Below are 25125 nucleotides of genomic sequence, written 5' to 3'. Positions count from 1 at the left end.
TAATAAGGCATAAATATGCGTCAGAATTTAATATCATTAGGTATCCTACTATCGGTGAGCGGTTGCGCCACTATATCTCAGGGCACTCAGCAATTAATTACTTTTAAACTAGAACCTAAAGAGGCTGTTTGTGAAGTTAGCCGTGTAGGAGATGGTAAGCTTGGTAGCATTAGTGGTAAATCTAACATTATTCAAGTAGGTAAGGATAAGGATGATATTGTCGTTGTTTGTAATGCTGAAGGTTACGCACAGTCAACTACCAAGATTGTAAGTGGTGCAACGGGGGCAGGCGTTACAGGCGTATTACTAGATCTAGGAATCACAGACATGATTACAGGTGCAATGTATCGTTATCCTGAGGATGTGACTATTGTTCTTGTTCCTGAAACAAAAGTCAGCACTAAATAAACTTTAAATATATCGTGAATTAAAAATAGCCCATTTATGGGCTATTTTTATTATTGCAGTCAGTGATTATTTCTTAGTAAGACGCCACAATGAGGTCACTTCTGCTTTTCTTGCTGCATGCAAAGGGTCGCTCGCATCTAGTGTTTTGTTATGTGATGCTTTGGTGTCCATTTTATCAATTACTTTTAAATCTGCTGCGCTTATCCATGCCAGCAGCTCATCGCGTGTTCTTAAGCCTAAGTGTTCAGCAAAGTCTGAAAGTATTAACCAGCCCTCACCAGCATCGTTTAAATGCGCTTTAAGGCCATTTAAGAAGCCTTTTAGCATTTGGCTGTTCTCATCATAGATGGCAGACTCCAGCACTGAGCTTGGTCTTGCTGGTAACCATGGTGGATTACATACAATTAAATCAGCTTTGCCGTATGACTCATCTGGAAATAGGTTTGCATTGAGCACGGTCACTGCATTTTTCATCTCAAGCTGGTTGATATTCTTTTGTGCGCAGTCCAATGCGCGTTGCGCATTGTCGGTTGCGATAACAGTTTTAACGCCACGGTTTGCCAGTATTGCCGCCAGCACGCCGGTACCGGTACCAATGTCAAACGCTGTGGTACATGGAGTTGGCAATGGCGCTGTATCTACTAGCGTTAGGTATTCTCCGCGAATCGGTGAAAACACACCGTAGCTCGGGTGGATTTTATTGTTAATGACACTAATTTCTACGCCATTTTTGCTCCACTCGTAAGCGCCGATTAAACCTAGAATCTCCCGTAAGGACACCACAAATGACTGTGTGCTTTTGCCGTAGGCATGCTCGCAAGCAGCTTTGATATCTGGGGCACGACGTAGATTGATATGATAGCCAACACTGACTTCTAGCAATAACATGCCTAAAATACGAGCCTTTTGTGATTGCGCTTGGCGATGCAAATGAAACGCTTCCGTCATATTGGTGGGTGCTTTTTTCGGCTTTTTACCCGGGCGATCGATTCTGCGCGAGATGGCCTGCATCAGCTGTTTTGCATTTTGAAAATCACCGCGCCATAACAGTGCCGTGCCTTCGCAGCATAGCTTGTAAGCAGCATCGGCTTTGATGGTGTCGTCTGCAACCTGTACTTTTTTTGGTGCAGGTGTTGCATTTTCAGAGTGCCATACGCTGGTTTTGGTTTTGCTAGCTTCTTGCCAGCTGATTGTTGGGGTGTCGTTCAAAATGGGTTAACCTTGCTGGTAATTGTATATATAGTTGGTTTTATTGCGTCGTGTTGGCGACTGACATTCGCTTCTCGTTACAGTTTTTTATGTCACAGAGAGTGAGAATACTGCCGAATTATAATCGCAATGTGCGACTGGCTGTATTTATTCTGAATGTAGCGTTTTAATTGCGGATGTGTTTGTTGATATTCGTGCTTATCACAGCGTGCTTTACTAATAGGAAAGCGCTTTGTGTGGGCAGGCTGTTCGCGCGCTGGACGGCGGGTGTATCACTAGACAGCAAGTAATCCTTTGCTTGCCGTCTGGTGTTTGATAGGTATCTAGCTGTAATTGCTACAGTGCTACTAATTGATCGCGAGTGAGTAGGAATACAAAAGCATCACCTGACGACACTTCTAGCCAAGTAAATGGTAGGTCTGGGTAAGCTTCGAGCACTGCATCACGGTTGTGGCCAATTTCAACAACGAGTATCCCGTCTTCAGTCAAATAGTTGGCAGCTTCGCGCAAAATGGTATGCGTATGGTCCAGGCCAGCAACACCACTGCCGAGGGCCAGTTGTGGCTCATTGCGATATTCTGCGGGCAATGCAGCCATGGATGGTGCATCTACGTAGGGAGGGTTGCTAATGATTAAGTCGTATTGTTTGCCTTTTAGTTGGCTAAACATATCTGATTTAATGGCGGTAATACGGTCTTGTAAACCGTAGCTGTTGATATTGATGTTACACACATCAATCGCATCTTGTGAAATATCAATCACATCGACTGCCGCATCTGGGAATGCATCCGCTAATAGCACGCCTAAACAGCCACTACCAGTGCAAATGTCTGCCGCATTGTTGATCAGCTCCGGGAACTCAATCCAAGGCGCTAAACCATCGTTGACTAATAGTTCGGCAATAAAAGAGCGTGGAATCAGCACACGCTCATCAACAAAGAATTTAAAGCCTTGCAACCAAGCTTGTTTTAACAGATAAGCGGTGGGGGTGTGTTTGGTAATGCGTTGTTCTACAAAGCTAGCGAGTTTGCTGCGCTCGCTGTTGGTAAGCTTTGCGTCTAGAAAGTTATCAAGTGTATCTAGCGGTAGGTGCAATGCCCCCATGACGAGCCACAACGCTTCGTCGTAGCTGTTGTCTGTGCCGTGACCGTAAAAAATGTCGGAGACTTCAAATTGGCTCACGGCGAATCTGATCCAGTCACGTATTGTCAGCAGTTCGGTAGTTTCTTGATTGTAGGTCATTATTTTGTAAGCGATTGGATTGAGCATATAAACAGGCGGTCTTTGATCAAACCGCCTCACGTTTACCTGCTATTTCAAAAGCTTTTCCATGGTTAATTGATAAGTTTGTTTCAGTGGCTCTATATCGGCCACGCCTACACATTCATTTAGTTTATGGATGGTTGCATTGAGCGGTCCGAACTCAATCACTTGTTTGCAGATGTCTGCAATAAAGCGCCCATCCGAGGTGCCACCTGTGGTTGATAGTTCTGGTGTAATGCCGTAAGCCTGCTCAATAGCGCCAGAAATGGCTTCTACAAGGTTGCCGCGTGGCGTGATGTAAGGCGGAGAGTACTCCCACTCCAGTGTGTACTCTAGTTCATGCTTATCTAAAATCGCATGCACGCGGCTTCTTAAGTTTTGCTCTGTGCTACCTGCGCCATCGAGTTCTGGACAGAATCTGAAGTTGAACAGTATCTCTACTTCACCCGGCACCACGTTAGTAGCACCTGTGCCGCCATTCATATTGGATATCTGCCATGACGTAGGTGGAAAGTATTCGTTGCCGTTGTCCCATACCGTTTCTACCATATCTTTAATAGCGGGTGCTGCCATGTGAATGGGGTTCTTTACCAAGTGCGGGTAGGCAATGTGGCCTTGTATGCCTTTAACCACCAAGTTGCCAGAGAGCGAACCGCGACGGCCATTTTTAATCATGTCGCCGACTTTTTTATTGCTGGTTGGCTCGCCAACGATACAGTAATCAATCAACTCACCGCGCGCTTTCAGTGCTTCTACCACTTTTACCGTACCGTTAACCGCGATACCTTCTTCATCTGAGGTAATTAGTAGGCCGATAGAGCCTTGATGGTTTGGATTTCCTGCCACAAAGGCTTCAATGCTAGTGATAAACGCAGCTAAAGAGGTTTTCATGTCCGCTGCGCCACGCGCATAGAGCATACCGTCTTTAATGGTTGGTTCAAATGGTGCCGTGTGCCATTTATCTAATGGACCGGTCGGTACCACGTCGGTATGGCCTGCAAATACCAGCAATGGTGCTGTTGTGCCACGGCGTGCATAAAAGTTATCAACATCCCCAAAGCGCATACGCTCGATTTTAAAGCCCAATGGCTCTAAGCGTGAAATCATCAACTCTTGACAGCCAGCATCTAGCGGCGTGTTTGATTGACGTTGCAGGAGGTCGATTGCTAACTCTAAAGTTGTGCTCATGGTAGAAAGGATTCTCTGTATAAAGTTTCATCAAAGCCCAAGCCTATGAATTTGTTATCGTTGACTAAAATAGGACGTTTGATCACTGAGGTTTTAGCTTGCATGAGTGCCGTGGCGGCCGTGTTATCGGTAATGCTGGATTTTGTTGCTTCATCAAGTCCGCGCCAGGTCAGGCCGGCACGGTTGATGAGTTTTTCCCAAGGATATTGGGTCAGCCATTGCTGAATCGTTGCTGCATCAATGCCTGATTTTTTGAAATCATGAAATGTATAGGCAACACCGTTTTCATCAAGCCAAATGCGGGCTTTTTTTACGGTGTTGCAATTTGGAATGCCATAAAGCGTGAGCATTGTATTTTGGGCTTCTAAAGCTTAAATACCGCGAAGTAATTCGTTAATGCCTACTTTACCTAGTGTTTTAGCATCCACTTTTTTCACGATGACTGCACAGTAAAGGCTGTAGCTTCCATCTTTTGATGGCAAGTTACCTGAAACCACTACAGAACCTGCTGGTACGCGGCCGTAGAACACTTCACCTGTTTCGCGGTCATAGATTTTGGTTGATTGACCAATATAAACACCCATAGAGATTACGCAGTTATCTTCAACAATCACGCCTTCAACTACTTCAGAACGCGCGCCGATGAAGCAGTTGTCACCAATGATGGTAGGACCAGCTTGTACAGGCTCTAATACGCCACCAATACCTACGCCACCGCTTAAGTGTACGTTTTTACCGATTTGTGCGCATGAACCTACGGTTGCCCATGTGTCTACCATGGTGCCTTCGCCCACGTAAGCACCGATGTTGACGTATGAAGGCATCAATACCGCATTTTTACCGATAAATGAACCGCGACGTACGATTGCATTCGGCACCACACGGAAGCCGCCTGCTTTAAAATCTTCTTCAGTGTAATCAGCAAATTTTGGCGGTACTTTATCAAAGTATTTGGTGACGCCATCATCCATTAACTCATTGTCTTTCAGACGGAATGAAAGCAAAACTGCTTTTTTCAACCATTGGTGTGTTTCCCATTGTTGCGTATCAGCTACACGGCTAGCTACACGTAGTTTGCCGCTATCTAAATCTGCAAGCACAGACGCTACAGTAGCTTTGATTTCAGCAGATGCATTGCCTGGGTTGATGTTGGCGCGGTCTTCAAACGCTGCTTCTATAATGCTTTGACGTGGATCCATAAAAGTCTCTATTGATTTTGAATAAGTTGGTAAATTAATTAATGCGACATTTTAACTCAAACAGGAGAATAGCCCAAAAATAAAGCGCACAACTTACGCTGTACGCTTGAGTAATCGCTATCAGTGAGGGTTACTTGCCAGTTTTTGCTGCGTTGTAAAGCGGCCTAACTTTAGGCGCTAATGCACGTAATTCTGCAATGCGGCTTGCACTGGCTGGGTGGGTGCTAAGAAACTCAGGTGGTTTTGCACCACCTTGCACCTCCATTTTTTGCCACAAGGTGACGGCGGCGTCTGGATTGTAACCAGCACGCGCGGCAAGCTCTAAACCAATTTTATCAGCCTCACGCTCTTGCTCGCGTCCGTTAGGTAATGCAAAAAACAGTTGTGAGCCCATGCTGGCTGCCTGCATGGACGCATTACCAACAACAGCGCCGGTACTGGAAGATAGCACCGCGCCTAGGGCCTGCAAGCCAAACTGTTGCACGTATGCTTGTGACATGCGCTCGCGCCCGTGTTCACGCAGTGCATGGGCGATTTCATGGCCAATAACGGCGGCTAGTTCATCATCGGTCGCTTTTAGTTTATCTATCAAGCCTGTGTACACCATGATTTTTCCGCCAGGCATGCAATAAGCATTAAGTTCGTCATTATTTTCTACGTTGACTTCCCATTTCCACTGGGAGGCATCTGGTCTAAATACACCGACCTGAGCGATGAGCCTGTTGGAGATTTTTCGTACGCGCTCAAGCTGCGTTTTATTAGCATTGAGGGTTTTTTTCTTTTCAGCCTCTTGCAAGGTTTGGGTATAAGCCTGAGTCGACATGGTGGTGACTTGTGACTCCGGCAGGAGTAGTAACTGAGTACGTTTTACCCCGGATACGCTGTCTTGGGTTGTGGTGGCGCAGCCGCTTAAGTAAGCCATGAATACTGCTGAGATAATGAGGCTGGATCGTTTGAATCTGAATAGAGGTATCATTTTTATTAATCCGTAGGCGTGGTCTAAACAGTAACGCATGACATGCGGTTTGGTTGAATGTCATGCGATAACTAAACAAGGGAAAGCACGAAACAAGTGCCTGACTCAGCGAATCGCCTCGTTGCTCGGTATTTGCAACTTCGCTGAATGCCGCACTATCTCGGTTCCTGCGTCTCGTAGGCCTTGTATTTCATCTCGCTTGACGATTTACTCTGCTTTCCCCAAGATTTACATCTTACCCAGTGTTAGAAGGTGACTTGCGTCCCAAGTTCAACCACACGGTTGGGTGGTAGCTTAAACTGGTTGGTAATTGTTTCTGCACTGCGGAACAGCCCAATAAATATTTTTTTGCGCCAGTAAGCCATTTCTGGTGATTCATGTGCAATTAAAATTTCTTTACCGATAAAGTAGGAGGTGTCCATTGCCTCCAACACCAAACCTTTTTCTGCGCACAGTGCCAGGTCTCTAGGTAAGTCTGGCTCATCTTTAAACCCGTACTGCACCGTCACGCGGTAAAACTCATGCGGTAAGACTTCAACGGTCACGCGGTCACTAGGTGCGGTACGCGGAAAGTCTAAGAACTTCACTGTCAGGATCACCACTTTCTCATGCAGCACTTTATTGTGCTTCAGATTATGCAACATGGCATGCGGTACGCCCTCTGGGTTGGGGGTCATGAATAATGCAGTGCCGGCAACACGCATTGGTGGGTGTGCACTAATGGCTTCGATGAAAGGATCCAATGCCATCGCTTCGTTTTTAAGGTGCTTGTACAGCATGTTGCGGCCAGTTTTCCAGGTGATCATCAAGGTGAAAATGACCACGCCAATGATTAACGGCACCCAGCCGCCATCAGGAATTTTAAGTACGTTGGCACTAAAGAACGCGATATCAACAGTTAAAAATAGGGCAACCAAGGCACCGGTGCGCAGTTTGCTCCAGCCCCATAAGTTGTGGAACACAATGCCAGCCAGTAGGGTGGTAATCACCATATCACCGGTCACAGCAATGCCGTAGGCTGCTGCCAGATTGCCTGATGAACCAAAGCCGATGACAAGGACCATAACCGCAATCATTAGCCCCCAGTTAACGCGCGGCATGTAGATTTGCCCTTGTTGGCTTTCAGAGGTGTGCGATACATGCATACGTGGCAAAAAGCCCAGTTGCAATGCCTGGCGTGATACGGAAAACGCGCCGGTAATCACTGCTTGCGAGGCGATTACTGCCGCCATGGTCGCTAAAATAATTAGCGGGAATAACATCCATTCAGGCGCAAGCAGGTAAAAAGGATTTTTGACTGTAGCTGGATTTTTGAGCACGAGTGCGCCTTGTCCAAAATAGTTCAGGATGAGTGCAGGCAATACAAAGCCGAACCATGCCATCCGAATCGGAAAGCGCCCAAAGTGCCCCATGTCGGCATAGAGTGCTTCAGCACCAGTTACCGCCAGCACCACCGCGCCTAATGCCACAAAGGCAATCCAAGGGCTGAGTTGGAAGAAGTGGATAGCGTAAATCGGGTTGAGCGCATTGATGATGGCCGGGTACTGCATAATGCCATGGATGCCCAATACTGCTAAGGTACTAAACCATATCAGCATAATAGGGCCAAAAAAAGCGCCTACCAGTGCGGTACCTTTATTTTGTGCCCAGAATAAGAGAAATAATACGACCAGTGTAATCGGGAGGATAAGCGGGTGCAGAATTGGGGCGGAAACTTCCAAACCTTCCACCGCTGATAATACTGAAATTGCAGGGGTAATAATGCCATCTGCATAAAACATACAAGCACCTAAAATGCCTAATAGCATGATGTTGCGCTGTTTTTCCGGGTTTTTTGCAACGTTGCGACTCGCCAGTGCCAGCAGCGCCATAATGCCACCTTCGCCGCGGTTATCCGCTCGCATCACAAATGCGACGTATTTAACCGACACCACCATAATAAGCGCCCAAACAATAAGCGATAAAATACCAAACATATTGGTTTCAGTGAGTGGTACCGGATGTGCTCCAACTGAAAACACTTCTTTAATGGTATAGAGGGGGCTTGTACCAATATCTCCAAAAACCACGCCTAGTGCGGCAAGTGTAAGTGCTGAGCGATTGGTGTTGTTACCAGAGGCTGATGACATTGTCGTTTGATTGCATGCTAATAATTGAGGTGGCTATTATCAGTCAATTTCTGTACTAAACCAATCAATTTGTATTTGTTTCGATTGAAAAATTAATTCGCCTAGTGTTTTATTTTTGTAATATTGGCTTCAGCAGAGCCTGAACCAAAAGTTAAGGTGACTTCATCCCCATTTTGCAATTGACTGCTGGTGCTGACGATATTACCTAATTTGTTTTGTACAAAAGCGTAGCCGCGCGTGAGTACTGCCTGTGGATTTAGGTGTTGTAGATTCTGGTTAAGGCGCAGCAGGTTTTGTTGCTTGCGCTGTAATTGCTGGCTGATGCTATTGTTCAGGCGATTAGTTAACTGTATGACCTGGTTTTTTTGCTGTGCGATTTGCTGTGATGGTGAAATCACTCTGCGTGCTAGGTAGTCTAAAGCTTGAGATTTCTGGTTTAGTACAAATTGCATGTTTTTTGCCAACTGTAGCTTTAACTGATTAGTTTTATTCAGTATATCTGCACGCGACGGTGTTGCCAGTTCTGCGGCGGCAGTGGGAGTTGCCGCGCGAGTGTCGGCCACAAAGTCGCAGATGGTGAAGTCGGTTTCATGCCCAACGCCGCTAATGGTTGGGATGGTGCAGTTGGCAATCGCACGGGCGACAATTTCTTCATTAAACTGCCATAAGTCTTCAATACTGCCGCCACCGCGACAAATAATGAGCACATCACACTCGGCACGTTCATGCGCTGTGTTGATTGCATTGGCGATAAGCTGCGCGGCACCTTTGCCTTGCACCGGGGTAGGGTAAATAATAACCGGGATGTTGGGCATGCGGCGTTTGAGTGTGGTGAGCACATCTCTTAATGCGGCGGCATCGGCAGAGGTTACCACGCCAATTTGTTTGGGGTGTTTGGGAATTGCGCACTTGATGTCAGCATCAAATAAACCTTCAGCGCTGAGTTTTCTTTTCAGTTTTTCAAACGCTTCAAATAGTGCACCTAGTCCTGCACGTTGCACAAACTCTACCGTAAGCTGAAAGTCGCCACGTGCTTCGTATAGTGTCACTGTGGCGCGCGCTTCGATTTTATCTCCCTCACGCGGGGTAAAGTCAACGTAACTATTGCGACCTTTAAACATGACGCAACGCACTTGCGCACCTGCATCTTTGAGTGAAAAGTACCAATGGCCACTGGCCGCACGCGTAAAGTTAGACACCTCGCCAGAGACCCAAAACAGTGGAAAGCTTTGTTCCAAAATATTTTTTGCTATGCGGTTAAGTTCGCTGACAGTCAGCACTTTAGCGTTGGAACTGCCTTCCTGAGATAAATTTGCTGCGAAGTCTGTCAAAATGGGCTTAATCCGTTAAAATGATTTTTTGAGATTATATCGTGACGGACATCATGCTAAATAAAATTCTTATTGGACGAACAGGTTATTTCATAGGTTTTGTGGGCTGCTTTGCGTTGGTTGGGCTGGCATTGTGGATACAAACAAAATTCGGCTTGGAGCCCTGTCCGTTGTGCATCTCACAGCGTATCGTGTTTATGTCACTGGGTGTTTTGTTTTTAGTGGCGGCATTGGTGCCTAAGTGCTTGAAGTTTCAATCACTATTTCAAGTGTTGGCAGCATTGGGCGGCGCGGGTGTTGCCATTCGCCATTGGTGGATACAAGCACATAAAGAAGAGATGATTGCAGACTGTGGCGTGGGTTTTGATTACATGTTTGAGAACTTCCCATTACAAAAAGCCTTGACACTAGTGTTTAAAGGCACTGGTGATTGCGCTGCGATTGACTGGACATTTTTAGGGCTGACTATCCCGCAGATGTCGCTTATCGCTTTTATCGGTTTTGGTGCGTATGCCGTGTATTTGCTTAAATTAAATAGTAAAAAGTAAATCTAAATGACAACAGATGTGAAACAGCAGAGAATTGATTGAATGTACAAAACGATAGACAACTTCGTCGGCAATACGCCATTAGTTAAATTGCAACGTATGGCGGGGAATACCAGTAATACTATTTTATTGAAGCTTGAGGGGAATAACCCAGCCGGTTCAGTGAAAGATAGACCTGCATATTCGATGATTACGCGTGCAGAAGCCCGTGGCGAGATTAAACCGGGCGATACTTTGATTGAAGCAACGAGCGGCAATACCGGTATCGCGCTGGCGATGGTGGCGGCGATGCGTGGATATAAAATGATCTTGGTCATGCCAGACAACCAGAGCGTAGAGCGCCGCCAAAGCATGAAGGCCTATGGCGCAGAGTTGGTGCTGACTCCTAAAGACGGCAGTATGGAACTAGCACGCGATGTTGCCATGAAAATGCAGGCAGAAGGCGAAGGTATTGTGCTTGACCAATTTGGCAATGCAGACAATCCATTAGCACATTATGAGGGGACGGGCCCTGAAATCTGGCGTGATACCGAGGGTAAAGTCACACATTTTGTATCTAGCATGGGCACAACTGGCACTATCATGGGTACCTCACGTTTTTTGAAAGAGCAAAATCCTAATATTCAAATTGTGGGCGTACAGCCTGAAGAAGGGGCGCAAATTCCTGGTATTCGTAAATGGCCGGAAGCGTATCTGCCGAGTATTTATAATGCCAGTGCAGTGGATGAGCTGATTTACGTGAGCCAGAAGCATGCCGAAGATACCACACGTAAATTAGCCACAATGGAAGGTATATTTGCCGGCATTTCATCCGGAGGGGCTTTGTATGCCGCATTGCAATTGTCTAAACGTGTGGAAAATGCCGTGATTGTCAGCATTGTGTGTGACAGAGGTGATCGTTACCTCTCTACAGGTGTTTATCCGTCGTAGTACACCCAATATGATCGCGCTTAGTCGCATTGTTAGTGTTTGCTGTTTAATCTGCTATAGCATTGCTGCACATGCGGTTTCTGAGGTTTCTATCAGCGTAGAGCGTCTTGAGCATGCAATGGGCACTGCCAAAGACATTGCACTGAAGGTTCAGCTGACCCAGCCTAAACCTAGCGTTACGTTACATGCGGCATTAAAACCAGCAGAAGCAGATGTGCAGCACAAACCGAATGCGTGGACGCAGCTAGATCTCAGTTGCAATCTGCCACAACGGCGCAGTGTTGATGCGGTGCGCTGTGACAATGGTCGCTTAAAAAGCGCACGCCTAGATTTGCCTTTTAATTTGGATATCAACCATTTATTTCAGCGCAATCAGCTGGATGTTGATGCGGCTCTATACTTAAAGGGCGGCAGCTTTAGTGATGAAGCTGGGTTGCATGCCGCAGAAAAGCTGAGCGGTGTAATGGCCATTGCACTAAAACGCGAAGCGCAAGGGTGGCGTTGGCGGACCTCTCTGGATTGGCAAACTGGTGAAGTATTCTGGCAACCTTTTTATATTGAAAGTGGCGGTCATGCGTTACAGGCGGCTGGCACGTTAAGAGATGATGTGCTTGAGGTTAATCAGGCGCATTTTAAAATTAACCGTGTGGGTGAGCTGGATGCGGATGGTGCTGTGCGTCTTAGTGACTTTAAGCTGCTGGATTTTAATGCCAAACTACCAAAACTAGATCTTGGTGCGGCTTATCCTTTGCTGTTCAAGCCATTGTTAGGCAATACCGCATTTAATAATGCGACGATTGATGGCACGGCCGCATTGCAACTTAAAGTAAAAAATACAGAGTTGCAATCATTCAATTTGCAGCTGAATGATGTAGATGTGGTGGATATTAATAATAAGTTTGCTTTTTATCAGCTAAATGCAAATATCCCATGGAGTTACGAGGCATCCAACCCAGTACGCTTGAGTTATGCGCGTGGCAGTTTGCTCAATTTGCCGTTAGGTCAAACCGAAATTAATGCAGAGGTGAACCGCTATGCAATCACTGCGCCTAATATTCGTCTGCCAGTGTTAGATGGTGCTTTAAGCTTATCTAATCTATCCGCAACGCGTCTGCACAATGAGTGGTTTTGGCACTTGAGCGCTAAGTTGGAGCCAATTTCGATGGAAGGCTTTAGTACGCAACTTAAGCTGCCACGAATGTTAGGTAAGGCGTCAGCGCAAATTCCTTTAGTGACCTACAGTGGCGGCATACTCACTACGGATGGCAGTGTGGTACTCAATGTATTTAATGGCACAGCGACGGTCACACAGCTGACTATGCGCACGCCCTTGGGCATTGCACCTAAATTAAATGCGGATATTGCCTTAAGAAATTTAGAGCTAGGCGAGCTTACCCGAACATTTTCATTTGGAGCCATTGAAGGTAAATTGGATGGCGATATTAAAGGCTTGGAGCTGCAAAACTGGAAGCCGGTGACCTTTGATGCTCGGATACAGAGTAGCCCAGGTAAATATCCCAAAAAGATTTCACAACGAGCGGTAGAAAATATTTCAGCATTAGGTGGCGGTGGGGCAGCTGCTGCCGTGCAGCGTAGTTTTTTACGTTTTTTTGAGCAGTTTAATTACGGCAAGATGGGGCTAAGTTGCCGCTTACGCAATGATATTTGCGAAATGGGTGGTGTGGAGTCAACCGCGCATGGGTACATTATCGTTAAAGGAAGTGGCATCCCTGCGATTACGGTGATGGGGTACAATCAGACAGTAGGCTGGAGCGAGCTGTTAGCGCGTATTGAGCGCGTGATTGATGGCAACACTAAGGCTGTAGTGCGTTAGCACACTGTGCATTTTGGATAAATGCTGCAATATATATGATGCACTAAGCGCCCTGAATTAAAATAGTTTTAACGCAATACATTCAATGATAAAAGGATAGGTAATGAAAAACTGGTCAATCGCCTTGTTACTGGCATGCGCTTTACCCGCTTGCGTCACTATTAACATTTATTTTCCGGCAGCTGCCGCAGAAAAAGCCGCGGATAAGATTATTGATGATGTATGGCAGCTGAAAAATGGCGCGGAAAAGCCAAGCACAACTACGGTAGAGCCTCAGTAACTTGAAGTACGGCTTAAATTTAAGCAAATAAATGATTGAATTGAAGGAATGATGATGAAAAAAATATTATTCAGTGTGATGTTATTGGTGGTGATGCTTGCAAACCAAGTAGTAGTGGCTGCTGCAGATTTAGAAGTAAATACCCCGGCAATTTCTGCGATTAAGGGCAGTATGCAAGCTCGCCATGCCCAGCTTGCTTCGCATTATGCAAGTGGCGCTATTGGCTTGACCAAAGATGGCCTGATTGCGGTACGTGATGCGAATGCTGTGCCGCTTAAAGAGCGTGCAGGCTTAAACGGGGTAGTGGCGGCAGAGAATGCAGACCGCGCTAAACTGTACCAAGAGATTGCGACAGCAAACGGCCATCCTGAATGGCAAGCTGAAATTCAAAACACCTTTGCAAGCCGTTGGATTGATAAAGCGCAAGGCGGATGGTGGGTGCAGGGAGCCAGTGGCTGGACCAAAAAGTAGTCGAGATTTATTATTTCGCCTTTTCTTTACTCCGAGTTTTCTTAGATTTTAATAAAGCCCTGACATGACACCTACTTTAGTTTTTGATATTGAGACCATTCCTGATACCGATGGTATCCGTAGCTTATTGGATTTACCCGCTGACGTTTCGGATGAAGATGTAGCGAATATTGCCTTGCACCAACGCCGCCAGCAAAATGGCACGGAGTTTTTACCTTTACATCAGCACCGTGTTTGCGCCATTTCTTGTGCGCTACGTGAAGGCAAGCACTTTAAAGTATGGACACTTGGTGACCCGGACTCAACAGAAGCTGAAATTATTCAACGCTTCTTTGATGGTATCGAGAAATATACGCCGCAAATTATCTCCTGGAACGGTGGTGGCTTCGATTTGCCTGTGCTGCATTACCGCGCATTGATTCATGGTATTAATGCCAGCCGCTATTGGGATTTAGGCGAAGACGATAAAGAGTTTAAGTGGAATAACTATATCAGCCGTTATCACACTAGGCATTTAGATTTGATGGATGTGATGGCAATGTTTAATGCCCGTGCTAATGCACCGCTGGATGATTTGGCCAAACTGTGCGGCTTCCCGGGTAAGCTAGGTATGGATGGCAGCAAGGTCTGGGATGCGTATAAGGCAGGCAAGATTGCTGAAATCAGAGATTATTGTGAAACTGATGTGGCCAACACACATCTGGTTTATTTGAGGTTCCAATTGATGCGCGGCCACTTGACGCCTGAGGCTTATGCCGCAGAAATCGAGCTAGTGCGTGATACGTTATCAGGTTATACCGCGCCGCATTGGCCAGAGTTTCTGGCTGCTTGGAAGTAGTCTGCAAGAGAGTGCCCAAGAGTAAACAGTAAAGAGCTAGTAGGGCCGTTCCTATTAGCTCTTTTGTCGTTTCTGCTGGTTATTGCTTTAATCGCTATTTCTTAAGTTCAGGGGTCAGTACTACACCCTTTTCAATTTTTCCTTTAATTTCTTTTACGGTTTCCTCAATCGCTACAAAACGTTGTGGTGTAGTAGGGTGCGACGATTTAATGGTGATGGCTTGAGAGTTATTCACTGCCATTCTGCGCCAGAAACCAGCCGCGTTATCAATGTTAAAGCCGGATTTTTGCATGATGTATAGGCCTACATAGTCCGCCTCTTGCTCAAACTCAACCGAGTACGCATTGCCAGCAATGCCAGCGCCCATGCGGCTAAAGTCACCATTGGTATTAACGCCTGCAGTTGCGGCAGCAATATCCAGTAATAAGCCTAAGATGCCGCCGGTGGTTGCATTTTTCTTTTTAGCTTCGATGTGTTTCATGGCGTTATGTGCAAGCTCGTGGCTAAGTACTAGTGCCATCTCTTCATCGGTTTTGAAGAAGTCCATCATGCCTTTGTACATGACAATGTTGGTACCATCTGCATAAGCATTTTTGGTGTCATCTGGTGCTAGGTGCACTTGAAAGTCACAAGATTTGACTGGTGTGATGGATACTTTATGTTCGGCGCCATCTCTTAATACAGCAAGCTCGACAGGGCCTAGGCTTTTACCTTGCTCCGCCAGTTTTTGCGCTAACTGTTTATCTGCATCTTTACCAATTGGTACTAGCCAGTGGTTAATAGAAACTAAAACGTCCCCTTCTTTCAGTGCAGCTTTTTCAGCGGGAGATTTTTCTACGACGTGCAGAATCCTGAATTTTTCATCCAAGTTGTATTTAGATTTGGTGATCTCTTTCCAGGCTGGTTTAAAGCCATCTTGATTCCAATAGTTAAACCCATAGTAACTGGATGTTTTATCTCCACATAAATCCGTGCCGTTAGTGATAATGCGTGAAGAAACATTTTGCAGTTTTTTATAGTTACTCATGTAGTCTTCAACCACTAGTTCCTGCTGTTTTTTTGTTTCAGCATCGGTGGTTGCGTTGTTAATACTGGGCGCACGCGTTTGCGGTGCAGCACAGCCGATGAGTATTAACGACGGCAGTAAAGCTGAGATTAGCAGGGTAGATCTAACTGGAAGCATGTTGATTTCCTTATTGTTATTGTTAGTTATAAAGCAAAACGTTTTTTATTGTTACTTGATTGTTTTCCGGCATAGCAGTATTTAATTGTTGAGGTCAGCGGTCATTTGCGTGCTCATTTCTAGTTTAGCAAAATAAGATAATTTCCTCTAACACAAGCTCTGCGGTAAAATTTAGCCTATGAGAAAACGAAGAAATAAGGCGCAAGCTGAAAATGTACCAGCACCAATCCTAACTGCTGTGATTGAATCACTAGACCAAGAGGGGCGTGGCGTTACCCATTTTGAGGGTAAAACGATTTTTGTGGATGGCGCATTGCCGGGTGAAAAAGTTACTTTCCAATCGCAGCGGATTAAGCCGAGCTACGAAGTGGCGAATGTGGTGGAGGTGTTAAAACAGTCTAACCAGCGCGTCACGCCTAAGTGCCCGCACTTTGGTGTGTGCGGCGGGTGTAAATTACAACACTTGGATTTTGCCGCGCAGGTTGCCACCAAGCAGCGCTTGCTTGAGAGTGATTTATGGCATATCGGTAAAGTGAAAGCCGAAAACATGCTGCCACCACTCTATGGCCCAACATGGGGTTATCGCCACAAGGCACGCTTAAGTGTTAAATACGTAGAGAAGAAACAGCGTGTATTGGTTGGTTTTAATGAAAAATCCACACGTTTTGTTGCGGACATGAATAGTTGTGAAGTATTAGTGCCGGAAGTTTCTGCTTTAATCGCACCACTGCAAGATTTGATCGTGCAATTAAGCATTCGAGATAAATTACCTCAAATCGAATTAGCGGTGGGTGAACCCGACGCAACGGCACAAACCGGTAAGTCTGTAGTGGTGTTGATTCTGCGCATTATGGCACCGTTAACCGCGCAAGATGAGGCTCTGCTGAAAGCGTTTGCAGATGAGCATGGTGTGCAGGTTTGGACACAAAGCAAAGGGCCAGACACCATTAAGCCGTTTTATCCATTAGGCGGCAGTCAGTTGCAATATAGCCTGCCGGAGTTTGGCTTAACTTATCCGTTCAAACCGAACGAGTTTACGCAAGTAAACCCACAAATTAATCAGGTGATGATACGCCGTGCCATGCAGCTACTTGCACCACAGGCACATGAGAAGATTGCCGACTTCTTCTGTGGAATTGGTAATTTTACACTGCCTATCGCACGCAGCGGTGCACAGGTGTTGGGCTTGGAAGGGTTGGCTAATCTGGTTGAGCGTGCCAATGAGAGCGCGCAGTTAAATGCGATTAATCACGTTAAATTTGGCGTAGCTGACTTGTTTAAAATGACACCTGAAGCTTTAACTGGTTTAGGGCGTTTTGATAAGTGGCTGGTTGACCCACCGCGTGATGGTGCGTTTGAATTAGTTAAAGCACTAGATACTAGCAATCAGCCTGAGTCTATCGTTTATGTCTCTTGCAACCCAGCCACTTTGGCACGCGATGCGGGTGTGTTGGTGAATGAAAAAGGCTACCAATTAAAAGCAGCTGGCGTCATTAATATGTTCCCGCACACGGCGCATGTCGAGTCTATCGCTTTATTTACGCTTAAACACTGATATACATCTCAAGTTGCCGTTGTAAAACGGCAACAATTTCTGACTAGCAGCGCTTCACTTGATGCAAATCAAAATGCATCTGAAATTAGCTCAATATAATTCGTCCATCGAATTTACATTAGTTAATTTATTTTTAAGTGGAGAGAAAAAAATGAAGAAGTCAGTATTAGTGTTAGCAATCGCTGCTGTATTTGCCCCAATGTTAGCGCAAGCCGAAGCAGGTGACTGGGTAGTGCGTGTGCGTGCTGCTAATGTTAGCCCAAATGAAGATAGTAAATTGGGTAAAACCGTTAACAAAAACGTAGCTAACGTAATGTCACCGGGTGCTGAGTTGTCTGTGGACAGCCACACGATTCCTGAGCTGGATATTTCTTACTACATCACAAAAAACATCGCTGCTGAATTAATCTTGGCGACTGGCTCTAAACATGATGTGAGTATCAAAGGTGATGCCAACGCAACAGTTGGTAATCAATTATTGGGTAGCGTAGATGCTTTGCCACCAACATTGACTGCACAATGGCACTTTAATCCTGACCAAACCATCGATCCATATGTGGGTGCTGGTATTAACTACACTAACTTCTTGGATAAAAAGCTTAACATTAGACAAAATGCCTTAGCTGGTTCAAAAATCAAAGTGGATAACGATAGCTGGGGTTATGCATTGCAAGCTGGTGTTGATGTTAACTTGAAAGACGGCTGGTTGATTAATGCTGACGTTAAATACGTGACGATTGATACAACCGTTAAATTGAAGACAGCAAGTGGCTGGACAAAAATTGACTCACTAGATATCAACCCATGGGTATTTGGTATCGGTATCGGTAAAAAATTCTAAATATAGTGATGAGTTAATACTCAGTCATTTAACAAGTTTGTAGGCCTCCACGTTTGCCCCTGTTACTCGTAGCAGGGGCTTTTTTTATTGTCGGTAGGCTTGCGTCATAGATGCATATTTACGCTAGCATAGTGAGATATGATATCGCGTTATGAGTAGATGGGTGCTTAAGCTTGCAGTGTAGATTAGGATGCAACTTTTAGCTTGCTATGGATTGCAAGTGTGTAGGTTCTCACTGATTTCTATATTTTTCTCAAAAAATTAGATTTCAACAAGTAACAAGAGTCCATATAAGGGCTTTTATTATTATGGCGTTATATCGAACCAGTAGCCAGTTTCGGCCCAAAGCAGTCATCCAGAAATAGTTCAACCCTCATTAATGACATGTGAAATGTACTGTTTTATCTATTAGGTTGCCCCCGAATTAGCTAAGCGACAGCTCGCGCCTTTCACCCTTCTGCTCAGGTCGCTCAACGCCAAGTCAATCACCCCGGTCGCTCAAGCGTGAAGAGCTGCCCCGCGCCGATTTCGTAGTAGTCGGCCGGCCCACCGCCGCGCAGGATCGGGTGCGCCTGCGCAGTCTGGTACACACCGTCTTTGATCAGTTGCCTGTTAATGTGGATCGCTACTGCTTCCCCCAACACCAGCCACGCCGGGAGCGCCGTGCCGCCCTGCGCCTCAAGCTGCACGATCTGGGTGACCACGCACTCGAACTGCACCGGGCTAGCCGCAACGCGCGATGGCCGCACCTTGGCAGAAGACAGCGTCTCCAACTTGGCTAACTCGAACTCATCTACGTTCGCTGGCACCATCGCCGCGGAGGTGTTCATCGCCTCGGCGAGCTCTCGCGTCGCCAGATTCCAGACGAACTCGCCGGTGTCACGCGCGTTGGCGAGCGAGTCCTTCGCACCAAGCGAGCAAAAGCCGACAATCGGCGGCTTGTAGCTGAACAGGTTGAAGAAGCTGTAGGGCGCAAGGTTTCGCACGCCGTCGTTAGAGACTGTGCTGATCCAGCCGATCGGTCGCGGAGCGACGATGGCGTTAAGCGGATCGTGACGCAGGGAATGCCCCTGCGCCGGTTCGTAGAAATGCCAGTCGGTCATAGTTTTACCTCTTTTGGTAGGGGCGCAAGGAATACAGCCACCACGCTTCAGAAACGAATGAAATATCCGTTTCAAGTCAATTACGCTACCCCGCTTCAGCTTTGTCTTCCTACTTATTTACCCAAGGCATAGAAAGGTCGATGTCTGAGACCAGCTTGCCACCGCCGAAGCTCATGCTCTCCAAGGGAATAGCATACATCAGCAGGGTGACATCGTCTTGGCTGACGCCAACCTTTTCTACTACGTATCGGGTGACCAACTTCGCGAGCTTGCGTTTCTGCTCCACCGTCCTGCTCGTGCCGGACGTCACCGTTACGAGCATGCGCTTGTCGGATCTCTTCAGGTCAGGAAAAGTCGGATGGATGAAGAACTCATCGTCCTTGTGCTCACTGATGATGACGAAACGGTCATCCATCGGCGTATCCATGGCTTCATGAAGCGCGAGATTTAAGGCATCTGCCAGAGCTCGCTTTTCTTCGCTGGAGAACTTTTGAGCCGGAATGTAGGCGTGAAATATTGGCATGAGTGTTACCTTTTTGTGTTGTTCAGGTTAAATGAGGCGATGACGTGAGCTGTTTCCCGGCTTAGCTAAAAAAGTCCTGGTCGAGTGTTCCTTCGAGTCGCTCCTTGAGGCCAGACGAGAACTCACGAACGATGGGAAACGGGCTCTGGAAAAGCTTGATGTTGGCGATAAGTCCAGACTCATTACGAGTGATGATGGTGGCTCCAGCGACTGGCTTGCCATCGTGGATGGCATCCCACTCAAGGTAAGTCTTCGCACCGTCAACCGTCTCCGCAGTGAACACGAAGTGTTCGTACATCGTACTCGTCGCGGTAAAGAATGCCCCGATGAGTGTCGGGCCGATCACTGCTTTACTGAGTGCCGAGGTCTGAAGGCTGGCGTCAGCGGTAAACGACGTCGCGAAGTCGCTGGTTCCTTTCTTCATGACGATTTGCATCCATGCCGTTCCCAGCGTGTTGGTGTTAGTAGTCATTGCAATCTCCTATCTAATGTGTTGTCAGTAGTCATTACAATCTCATATCGAGTGTCTGCGTCTTCGCAGAGTGCGCGCGCATGCTACCTCTCGAGGTGCCCGATGAGAAACTCGCCGGCTCTCTGCAGCGCGTCGTGGGCCTGAGGCAAAGAGCCTGTCTGAATGTGCCAGACGTGCAGCATCTCCCGGCAGACCTCAAGATGCAACTCGCCGCCTGCCGCGCGAACCTTGCGGTCAATTTCCAGCGCATCGTCTAGAAGTACTTCGTCGCTTCCGGCATGGATGAGCAGTGGAGGAAAACCGTGCATGTCGGCGAACATGGGTGTGATGCGCGGGTCCTTTAAGTCATGGTTCATCTCACTTCAGGTTAAAGAAGGTCACCGGCACCCAGTCGTAGCCAACGCCGTTGTCAGCTTCGCGAAGACGCCCAAGACCAGGGAACGGCATGTGAGCTGCAGCAATCATGGTCTTGTCCGTAGCGAGCTTCACCATAAGAGCTTCACGTGTTTTGACTGCCGATTCGCTGTCCGAGTCGAACACAATGCTAATTTCCGGGTGTGGCATCTGGACGGCCCCGACATGAGCTACGTCGCCCCAGACCAGCAGAGACTGACCCTTCGAGGAAATCATGTAGCCAGTGTGGCCTGGTGTGTGCCCAGGAATGGCATAAGGTGCAATGCCGGGGGCGATTTCGTCCATGCCTTCGTAAGTCTTCCATTTACCTGCAGCCATATAAGGCGCTGCCCCATCTTGTGCAATTTTGAAGAAGACCTTTGCATCTTCCGGGGCCTTGGCCATGATTTCCTTCGACAGCCAGAAGTCGGCGTCGGCCTTCTTCATCATCACGGTCGCATTCGGGAAAACGCGTTTGCCGTCTTTGTAGATTCCGCCAGCATGGTCACCGTGAAGATGGGTTAGCAGCACCAAATCAACCTGCTCCGGCTTGTAGCCGGAGGCCTTCAGATTCTGCACGAGATTACCCAAAGTGGGAGGCCCCCAGTGACCGCCTGAACCAGTATCGATGAGAACAAGCTTGGATCCGGTGTTGACGAGGTAGCCTTGGACGGTAGCAGAGACATTCTTGGGGTCGCTTTCGAAGGAGCGAGCCAATAGGGACTGGATGAGTGCCGGGTCGCCATGCAATAGATTTGAATCAATTAGGCCGCCACCGTCATGGAGAGCGGTAACTTCATAGTCGCCAATCATCGTGCGATAGAAGCCGGCAACCTGCTTGTGCTGCATCGGTGCAGCAGCTTGGGCCGGTACTACAGCAACTAAGGTGCTAGCGAATGCTAACGACACCGCGAGCAAGGTACGCGAAGTGATGGTAGAGAGTTTCATAGTGTTTCCTATCTATTGTGTATGGTGAGGTATGTACGCACACGTACATACGTATTGATCTTTAGCAGAACGTCGGTTCATCGTGACGTGTTGTGGTTGCCACCTTTCCGGCTACTACCTGAGCGGCCGAATTGACGCCGTACCAGGGATAAAAGCCGCAAACATGCTCGATTAATTTGTCGATCCGCTAGCATCTCTATTAACTTGCAAAGTGCAAGTGGTTGTATATTATTCCTAATGCTTGCATAATGCAAGTGGAAATTAAAGGAGAATTGCTGTGCAACAAACAAGACGATCGGGCTGCCCGATCAACCTGACGCTTGAGCAGATCGGCGACCGCTGGAGTCTGATCGTTATACGCGATGTCATGTTCGGGAATCGACGTAGCTATGGCAACTTGCTGGAGCAAAACGAGGAAGGCATTGCTTCGAACATCCTCGCAAGCCGGCTGAAGCACCTGGCCGCGTCAGGCCTGTTGACACGATCTCCTGATCCGAATCATCAGCAGAAAGGTATCTATAGCCTCACGGAAGCGGCCATACAGCTTGTCCCTCTGCTAGCACAGATGGCTGCATGGGGTCTTCGGCATACACATCCGAGTAAGGAAGCATCTTTGCGGGCCGAGCGGCTGGAAAAGGGAGGCCCTTCACTTTGGAGTGCCTTTATGGATGAACTCCGTTACCTACACCTCGGTGCACCGCGTCCGGCACGCTCAGTATTGGACGAACTGAGCGCCGACGACGAGAAAGCACTCGCAAATTAATACTTATTTTTGCGTCATGAGATACATTTAATGACTGCTTTGGGCCGAAAGCAACCATTAGATAAAGCAATATAACTGTACAGTTAATCTATTCTTTTATTGAAATAGAAACTTCGAAAATAAAATAGATCCTACAAAATGCTTGATAAATAAAAGCCTAGCTAATTTAGCTAGGCTTTTATTTGGAGCTTTAAATAGTTGAGCTAGATAAGTATTTAAATGATTTTTGAGAACCTAGCGCGATTGCGGTCGGTTTGTAGGTAACGGTCAAATACCATGCCTACCGCACGTACAAAAAACCAGCCAAAATCGGTCACTTGCAGGCTATTTTCATCTAACGTGACCATGCCGGTTTTTTCTAGCTCTTTAAGTGCTTCTAGTTCAGTGGCAAAGTATTGTTTAAAGTTAATCATGTAGGCAAGCTCAATCGCTTCATATTGCAACTCCCCTTGGCACATAATAGCCATGATGACCGCACGGCGTACCAAGTCATCTCGGGTCAGTGCCAAGCCATGCACGATAGGGAATCTGCCTTGGTTAAGGTAGTCGTAATACTCTTCTAATGTTTTTGCATTTTGGCTGTAAGTTGCCCCTACGCGGCCAATGGCAGAAACGCCTAGGCTGATTAAATCGCAGTCTGGCTGTGTGCTATAGCCTTGGAAGTTTCTATGCAATCTCCCTTGGCGTTTGGCGATTGCTAGTGCGTCAGTAGGTAGGGCGAAATGATCCATACCCACATACACGTAACCTGCGTTAAGGAATGTGGCAATGGCGTTGGATAGCATCGCTATTTTTGCAGATGCTGCAGGTAACTCATAAGTGTCGATTCTGCGTTGTGGTTTGAAGCGCTCTGGCAGATGTGCATAAGCATATAGCGCGATTCTTTCTGGCCTTAGCTCTACAATTTGCGCTAAGGTTTTTGAGAATGACTCTGGTGACTGCTTAGGTAAGCCATAAATCAAATCCACGTTGACTGAATCAAACTTTAAGCGCCGTGCGGCCTCCACTAATGAAAACACCTGTTCCGCAGGCTGGATGCGATGCACGGCTTTTTGCACTTCAGGGTCAAAATCCTGCACACCAAAACTTAGGCGATTAAAACCAAGTGAGGCTAAATGTGCCAAGCGCTGTTCGTTCACGGTGCGGGGATCAACCTCAATTGAGTATTCGCCATTCGGGGCTAACACAAAGCTGCGGCGTATCATCGCCATCAGTTCACTGAGTTCTTCATCACTGAAAAATGTAGGGGAGCCACCGCCTAAATGCAGTTGAGATATAGTTTGTCCTGCGCCTAAATGCTCAATGTGCAAATCAATTTCGCGGCTTAGATATCTTAAATACTCTACGCTACGCTCGTGATGTTTAGTCACTATTTTGTTACATGCACAGAAAAAGCACAGTGATTCACAAAATGGAATATGCACATAAATTGAGAGCGGCAGTGTTAAGCCGCCAATCCTGCGCTGTGCTAGCGTCTGCTTATAAGACTCCTCAGTAAACGCCTCTACAAAGCGGTCTGCCGTGGGGTAAGAGGTGTATCTAGGCCCGGAAACGTCAAATTTTTGTAAGGTTTCTGGGGTGAGTGTCGGTAGCGTGCTTTTTGCTGCAACCTGCTTATTGGTAGGTTGATTGCTAGGAAAGTTGATTGTGTTGTTGGCAACCATGATTGTGACTCCTAAACCGTTTGGTTTATCCTGTAAATATAAAATGCACTCTGCTCAATGGCGTTTAATTGAACTCTAAATGAGTTGCTTTACTGCAGTTTGCCTAGCGACAGCGCATTCTTTTTACGATGAAAACCTAATATTTACAGGGCAAACTGCAGGGCTATACTTTGCCATCACTATAAGCAAAAGCCTTTGATACACATCAAAAGATAATTATGCAGTAACGATTATTTAATTCACTGGCGACAAACTGCCGAAAGCGGTATATTTAATGAAATCGTATGAATGGGCACAGTATGCAACCTGTTTTAAATCTAGAAGCCATTAAAGTCGCTTGTTCTAATTGCAATCTGCGCGAGCTTTGCATGCCGGTTGGCTTCAATGTGGATGAAATGAAAAGGCTCGATGAGGTCGTTGAAAAGCGCCGCCGGGTTAAGCAGGGGGAGTTGTTATTTAATAGCGGGGATACATTTACTTCGCTGTATGCCATCCGTACTGGTTTTTTTAAAACCTGTGTGACCAGTGAAGATGGCCGCGAGCAAGTGACTGGCTTTCAAATGGCGGGTGAAATTATTGGCATGGATGGTATCGTGAGTGATCGCCATAACTGCAATGCGGTAGCGTTAGAAGATGCAGAAGTCTGCGTGATGCCGTTTGCCACGGTGGAAGACCTGTCGCGTGAGTTACCAGCGCTACAAAGGCATGTACACAAAATTATGAGCCGTGAAATCGTGCGTGAGAATAGTGTGATGATGTTGCTAGGTAATATGCGTGCAGAAGAGCGTTTAGCAGCGTTTTTGCTTAACCTTTTGCAGCGCCTGCATGCCAGAGGGTTGTCTCAATCTGAATTGGTACTACGGATGACGCGTGAAGAAATCGGCAGTTATCTGGGCCTTAAATTAGAAACCGTGAGCCGTGCTTTTTCTAAATTTAGTGAGGACGGCATTATTGAAGTAAAACAGCGTTACGTCAAAATTCTGGCACCAGAAGCGTTGAAAAAAATATTCAATCCACAAACTTTATTGTAAAGCCTCACGTAATTTTAATGACGAGCTTCAAGTCATTTGCTATTT

The 25125-nt window shown here is 46.7% G+C and carries 26 protein-coding genes; 11 read left to right on the top strand and 15 right to left on the bottom strand.

Translation table 11 applies throughout. The annotated features are described in order from the left end of the window. Nucleotides 1-15 precede the first annotated feature (15 nt). Nucleotides 16-408, top strand: a complete 393-nt coding sequence (locus tag C3Y98_RS12465; RefSeq protein ID WP_135278989.1) for a hypothetical protein — start codon at nt 16-18, stop codon at nt 406-408. 66 nt (nt 409-474) lie between these two features. Here the strand turns inward: C3Y98_RS12465 and C3Y98_RS12460 are convergent, their stop codons facing one another. The 8 genes from C3Y98_RS12460 to xseA form a co-directional block, all read right to left on the bottom strand. Continuing rightward, nucleotides 475-1617, bottom strand: a complete 1143-nt coding sequence (locus tag C3Y98_RS12460) for a methyltransferase (protein WP_135278987.1) — start codon at nt 1615-1617, stop codon at nt 475-477. Nucleotides 1618-1953: 336 nt separating this feature from the next. Further along, nucleotides 1954-2859: a 50S ribosomal protein L3 N(5)-glutamine methyltransferase gene (gene prmB / locus C3Y98_RS12455; protein WP_135278985.1), complete on the bottom strand. Its 906-nt coding sequence runs from the start codon at nt 2857-2859 to the stop codon at nt 1954-1956. 69 nt (nt 2860-2928) lie between these two features. Continuing rightward, nucleotides 2929-4068, bottom strand: a complete 1140-nt coding sequence (gene dapE / locus C3Y98_RS12450; protein WP_135278983.1) for a succinyl-diaminopimelate desuccinylase — start codon at nt 4066-4068, stop codon at nt 2929-2931. After that, nucleotides 4065-4418 (bottom strand): ArsC family reductase, encoded by a 354-nt coding sequence (locus tag C3Y98_RS12445; RefSeq protein WP_135278981.1) that lies wholly within the window; start codon nt 4416-4418, stop codon nt 4065-4067. Before C3Y98_RS12445 ends, dapE begins: the two co-directional genes overlap by 4 nt. 21 nt (nt 4419-4439) lie before the next feature. After that, entirely contained in the window at nt 4440-5267 is an 828-nt protein-coding gene (gene dapD / locus C3Y98_RS12440; RefSeq protein ID WP_135278980.1) for a 2,3,4,5-tetrahydropyridine-2,6-dicarboxylate N-succinyltransferase, read from the bottom strand. Nucleotides 5268-5397: 130 nt separating this feature from the next. Further along, nucleotides 5398-6243, bottom strand: coding sequence for a M48 family metallopeptidase (locus C3Y98_RS12435; RefSeq protein WP_209308801.1), 846 nt, complete (start codon nt 6241-6243; stop codon nt 5398-5400). Nucleotides 6244-6488: 245 nt separating this feature from the next. Then, entirely contained in the window at nt 6489-8372 is a 1884-nt protein-coding gene (locus tag C3Y98_RS12430) for a potassium transporter Kup (RefSeq protein ID WP_135278978.1), read from the bottom strand. A 101-nt stretch (nt 8373-8473) separates the two neighbouring features. Beyond that, a complete protein-coding gene (xseA, locus tag C3Y98_RS12425) occupies nt 8474-9703 on the bottom strand; it encodes an exodeoxyribonuclease VII large subunit (protein WP_135278976.1) in 1230 nt (409 codons plus the stop codon). A 53-nt stretch (nt 9704-9756) separates the two neighbouring features. Here xseA and C3Y98_RS12420 point away from each other — a divergent pair, with 53 nt between their 5' ends. The 6 genes from C3Y98_RS12420 (at nt 9757) to C3Y98_RS12400 (ending at nt 14604) form a co-directional block, all read left to right on the top strand. Next, complete coding sequence (locus tag C3Y98_RS12420; protein WP_135278975.1) at nt 9757-10251, top strand: disulfide bond formation protein B; 495 nt, start codon at nt 9757-9759, stop codon at nt 10249-10251. A 42-nt stretch (nt 10252-10293) separates the two neighbouring features. Continuing rightward, entirely contained in the window at nt 10294-11181 is an 888-nt protein-coding gene (gene cysM / locus C3Y98_RS12415; protein ID WP_135278973.1) for a cysteine synthase CysM, read from the top strand. Then, entirely contained in the window at nt 11120-13015 is a 1896-nt protein-coding gene (locus tag C3Y98_RS12410) for a YdbH domain-containing protein (protein ID WP_245234380.1), read from the top strand. The genes cysM and C3Y98_RS12410 overlap by 62 nt, the downstream gene beginning before the upstream one ends. A 103-nt stretch (nt 13016-13118) precedes the next feature. Then, entirely contained in the window at nt 13119-13295 is a 177-nt protein-coding gene (locus C3Y98_RS12780) for a hypothetical protein (RefSeq protein ID WP_167759943.1), read from the top strand. A 54-nt stretch (nt 13296-13349) separates the two neighbouring features. Continuing rightward, nucleotides 13350-13766: a YdbL family probable chaperone protein gene (locus tag C3Y98_RS12405; protein WP_135278971.1), complete on the top strand. Its 417-nt coding sequence runs from the start codon at nt 13350-13352 to the stop codon at nt 13764-13766. A 64-nt stretch (nt 13767-13830) separates the two neighbouring features. Next, nucleotides 13831-14604 (top strand): 3'-5' exonuclease, encoded by a 774-nt coding sequence (locus C3Y98_RS12400; protein WP_135278969.1) that lies wholly within the window; start codon nt 13831-13833, stop codon nt 14602-14604. 94 nt (nt 14605-14698) lie between these two features. Here C3Y98_RS12400 and C3Y98_RS12395 read toward each other — a convergent pair whose 3' ends face one another. Next, the gene (locus tag C3Y98_RS12395) at nt 14699-15787 is read right to left on the bottom strand and encodes a M48 family metallopeptidase (RefSeq protein ID WP_135278967.1); all 1089 of its coding nucleotides are present in this window, start codon (nt 15785-15787) and stop codon (nt 14699-14701) included. A 178-nt stretch (nt 15788-15965) separates the two neighbouring features. Here C3Y98_RS12395 and rlmD point away from each other — a divergent pair, with 178 nt between their 5' ends. After that, complete coding sequence (gene rlmD, locus C3Y98_RS12390; protein ID WP_135278965.1) at nt 15966-17342, top strand: 23S rRNA (uracil(1939)-C(5))-methyltransferase RlmD; 1377 nt, start codon at nt 15966-15968, stop codon at nt 17340-17342. Between the two features lie 151 nt (nt 17343-17493). Then, the gene (locus C3Y98_RS12385; protein WP_135278963.1) at nt 17494-18183 is read left to right on the top strand and encodes an OmpW/AlkL family protein; all 690 of its coding nucleotides are present in this window, start codon (nt 17494-17496) and stop codon (nt 18181-18183) included. Nucleotides 18184-18668: 485 nt separating this feature from the next. Here C3Y98_RS12385 and C3Y98_RS12380 read toward each other — a convergent pair whose 3' ends face one another. From C3Y98_RS12380 to C3Y98_RS12360, 5 genes are all read right to left on the bottom strand, one after another. Further along, nucleotides 18669-19286 carry a flavin reductase family protein gene (locus C3Y98_RS12380; protein ID WP_135278961.1) on the bottom strand — a complete coding sequence of 206 codons (618 nt, stop codon included), beginning with the start codon at nt 19284-19286 and terminating at the stop codon, nt 18669-18671. Nucleotides 19287-19395: 109 nt separating this feature from the next. Then, nucleotides 19396-19809 (bottom strand): tautomerase family protein, encoded by a 414-nt coding sequence (locus tag C3Y98_RS12375; protein ID WP_135278959.1) that lies wholly within the window; start codon nt 19807-19809, stop codon nt 19396-19398. 61 nt (nt 19810-19870) lie between these two features. Further along, nucleotides 19871-20281 (bottom strand): hypothetical protein, encoded by a 411-nt coding sequence (locus C3Y98_RS12370; RefSeq protein WP_135278957.1) that lies wholly within the window; start codon nt 20279-20281, stop codon nt 19871-19873. An 83-nt stretch (nt 20282-20364) separates the two neighbouring features. Continuing rightward, entirely contained in the window at nt 20365-20637 is a 273-nt protein-coding gene (locus C3Y98_RS12365; protein WP_209308800.1) for an alpha/beta hydrolase, read from the bottom strand. 1 nt (nt 20638) lies between these two features. Then, on the bottom strand, nt 20639-21622 hold the full coding sequence (locus tag C3Y98_RS12360; RefSeq protein ID WP_135278955.1) for an MBL fold metallo-hydrolase: 984 nt from the start codon (nt 21620-21622) through the stop codon (nt 20639-20641). Nucleotides 21623-21899: 277 nt separating this feature from the next. Between C3Y98_RS12360 and C3Y98_RS12355 the strand changes: the two genes are divergently transcribed. Next, on the top strand, nt 21900-22385 hold the full coding sequence (locus C3Y98_RS12355) for a winged helix-turn-helix transcriptional regulator (protein WP_209308799.1): 486 nt from the start codon (nt 21900-21902) through the stop codon (nt 22383-22385). 215 nt (nt 22386-22600) lie between these two features. On the opposite strand, the gene hemN is transcribed toward C3Y98_RS12355, so the two are convergent. Next, the gene (gene hemN / locus C3Y98_RS12350) at nt 22601-24049 is read right to left on the bottom strand and encodes an oxygen-independent coproporphyrinogen III oxidase (RefSeq protein WP_135278951.1); all 1449 of its coding nucleotides are present in this window, start codon (nt 24047-24049) and stop codon (nt 22601-22603) included. Nucleotides 24050-24348: 299 nt separating this feature from the next. Here hemN and fnr point away from each other — a divergent pair, with 299 nt between their 5' ends. Further along, nucleotides 24349-25080 carry a fumarate/nitrate reduction transcriptional regulator Fnr gene (gene fnr / locus C3Y98_RS12345; RefSeq protein WP_245234379.1) on the top strand — a complete coding sequence of 244 codons (732 nt, stop codon included), beginning with the start codon at nt 24349-24351 and terminating at the stop codon, nt 25078-25080. Nucleotides 25081-25125 lie beyond the last annotated feature (45 nt).

It is taken from the genome of Methylotenera oryzisoli (genome assembly GCF_004661485.1).
Lineage (GTDB): Bacteria > Pseudomonadota > Gammaproteobacteria > Burkholderiales > Methylophilaceae > Methylotenera > Methylotenera oryzisoli.
The sequence above is the reverse complement of the archived record's forward strand: the minus strand, read 5'-3'. Positions and strand labels throughout refer to the sequence as shown.